Source organism: Candidatus Darwinibacter acetoxidans, assembly GCF_041936445.1.
Taxonomy (GTDB): Bacteria; Bacillota; Limnochordia; order Darwinibacteriales; family Darwinibacteriaceae; genus DTU010.
Genome location: NZ_JBHGXH010000321.1, coordinates 1 through 2311, shown reverse-complemented (window position 1 = coordinate 2311; position 2311 = coordinate 1). Strand labels below are relative to the sequence as shown.

General features: G+C 54.3%; 5 protein-coding genes. All 5 read right to left on the bottom strand.

The features are described 5' to 3' along the window. On the bottom strand, window positions 1–412 hold a 412-nt coding region (locus ACE4YL_RS13145; RefSeq protein WP_461369718.1), incomplete at its 3' end, for an ERF family protein. 2 nt (window positions 413–414) lie between these two features. Further along, entirely contained in the window at window positions 415–1053 is a 639-nt protein-coding gene (locus ACE4YL_RS13140; protein ID WP_461369717.1) for a hypothetical protein, read from the bottom strand. Next, window positions 1025–1324, bottom strand: coding sequence for a hypothetical protein (locus ACE4YL_RS13135; protein WP_461369716.1), 300 nt, complete (start codon window positions 1322–1324; stop codon window positions 1025–1027). Before ACE4YL_RS13135 ends, ACE4YL_RS13140 begins: the two co-directional genes overlap by 29 nt. 484 nt (window positions 1325–1808) lie before the next feature. Continuing rightward, window positions 1809–2015, bottom strand: a complete 207-nt coding sequence (locus ACE4YL_RS13130) for a hypothetical protein (protein ID WP_461369715.1) — start codon at window positions 2013–2015, stop codon at window positions 1809–1811. Further along, a complete protein-coding gene (locus ACE4YL_RS13125) occupies window positions 2012–2149 on the bottom strand; it encodes a hypothetical protein (RefSeq protein WP_461369714.1) in 138 nt (45 codons plus the stop codon). The genes ACE4YL_RS13130 and ACE4YL_RS13125 overlap by 4 nt, the downstream gene beginning before the upstream one ends. Window positions 2150–2311 lie beyond the last annotated feature (162 nt).

Here is a 2311-nt window from a genome sequence, read left to right as displayed (position 1 = left end):
CCGCTTGAGGCCTAACACTCCGCCCCTGCTGGTTGCCGTCATCATCATCCTCGCTTGAGATCCCCAAAGCGGCAGACAGGGAATACCTCCTGCCATACGTTACCGCGCTCCCGGTCCCCTGCGCCGTCTGTTTTTCCGCCTTTAGTCCTAGCGGATCGGTCTCAATCCACTCCCCGGATGTGTGCATTAAAAGGGTGGTAATAGTTGTTACGTCCCCGTCTCCGCCGGGGGATTGGACAACAGCTAAACCATGCTTTGATAAAACGGGGCGGACATAGTTCAGGATTTCGTTTAGGGGTGCATACTTAGACTTGAAGAAGGGATTATCAGCCGTGTTCGCAGGGTTTTTAATTTCGGCCTGGAATGAGACTAAGGCTTTCGCTATATTGGCGATACTTTCAGAATGATTCAAGGTTAAACCTCCTTTTTCAGCTTGTGGATGGCAAGAAGGTTTTGAAAAACCGCCCATGCCGGAGTGAGATCGGGGTAGTAGTAGTAGGCGAATGAACCGTCTTTCCCTAACTGCAATATGTAGTATGATTTAACCGGATTGTTCGGGTAGTTCTCGTTCCAAAGCTGTCCATATGCGGCGATCTGGATGCGATGATCGGGATATATGTTGTTGCTTGTTTTCAGATCGACAATGCTTGTTGCTTTTTTGATAACAGCCACGTCGATTGTCCCGCCGTAGTTATACTTTTCCGATACGAGGGATTCTTCAGATTTTAGTAGCTGGAAGTTTACAAGGGATTTCCATTCCTGCCATGCTGAGTAAGCCTTTTCAGCCTTATCGATCATGACAGCGGTGACACCCTGCAAGTCCACGAGATCGCGCCACTCCTTCCCCTTCAAGTCGGCCTCTACCATCGCATGGGCAATAGTGCCGATGTCGGCGGCGGTCTGGCTGACTTCGCGGTGGTGCTTACCGTCAAGCCCCTGCTGATTAGCCCAATACATCAAGGCTTGCTTATTCCAGCCAAGATTGCCACTGATGACGGTGGTAACGCCGGGTACACGCTCTCCTTTAGCGTTCCGGTATATGTGTAAGGCCACGATTAGCCTCCTCTCCCCTGGCATCTATCATCCCATCCCATATTGCCGCCACTCGCCGGTCAAGCGCTTTTGCCAACTCTCCCCAGCCTTTGCCCTTGATATGGCGCCGCCAAAGGATATCTGATAGCAGCTCCATATTCTCAAGTGCTCGTATGACGCGGGGATCGCCCGGCTCCTGCTTGTCCATCGCCTCGCCGCCGAAATACAGACAAAGCGCGTCGATAATAATATAGTTGGCGGTGGCTTCATTAATCTCGAGATCGCCAAACATTTACGCTCCCTCCCCTCTCAATATCTGCTCCCGGATTATCAGCATCAGAAGCAGACGAATCAGTTTTTGTCGCATGTTTCTCCCTCCTCTCATTTACTGGCGGGGCTGTGTCCCAATATGCCGGGTATGCCGCCCCCGGTGGCGGTGTGGTGTGGGGCTAATCTCGATTCGGATAAATAACACCGTCACGCAAGTATCCAGTGCCATCACGCCCAAAAGGATGGTTGACCAACCTGCCCTCGCTCCGGGCTTGCTTAATACTGATAATGCGTCCACCTATTTGGTATGCCTCGCCTTTCTCGTTCCAAATCTTTTCCACCATCTCCATCCTCTCTTTCTTTATCGGGCGGGGGCCGGGGCCACTCTCCCCGGCACTACTGCGCAACTGCGTGCCTGCGCGCTGGGTTCATCCCTGGCAGCCACAGGGTAACGCCTCTATCCGACACGCAGTATCCGGCGTCTCTCTTCCGCCACCCCGCCAAACTCACAGCCCCACCGGTGAATCCTTGATCATTTTCACCGGCACGGGGTTATAAATTTTAGTCCCCTGGCACAGCGCCCACATCCCGCAGCTTCTGCCGTCGCAGGTCACAGGCATGCCCAGGCCTTTGGCCGAGATGATCGCCGCTGCCTTGTAAAGCGGGCAGATCTTCCGCTCCTGCTCCCCATGCCCAGCCTGTCCCTCACTCAATGCACTACACCCCCCATCCTCACTCCCGCCCCCAGCTCCGCGAGGAGCAGCGAGACGGGCTTGTCCCCTTCCAACAGACATAGCGCCCGGATGTGAGCAATGACATCGCGGGCCGGGCCGATGAAAACTAACATTTGGTAACCTCCTTTCGTCTTATTTTGGCGTGATGCCGTGTATGATCGCCCGGGCAGTCGAAAACATGGATATTCCCCGGACGGTTATCCCAGCGCTTGCTGTTGTGGTGGTGGACCGTCTCGCCGGGCAGAAGGTGTCGGCCCAGTTTTTCCTCGGCCACA

Bases quoted from the DNA above. Each gene is read 5' to 3' on its own strand.
- ACE4YL_RS13135 (WP_461369716.1), bottom strand. From the start codon at position 1,324: ATGTTTGGCGATCTCGAGATTAATGAAGCCACCGCCAACTATATTATT.
- ACE4YL_RS13125 (WP_461369714.1), bottom strand. From the start codon at position 2,149: ATGTTAGTTTTCATCGGCCCGGCCCGCGATGTCATTGCTCACATCCGG.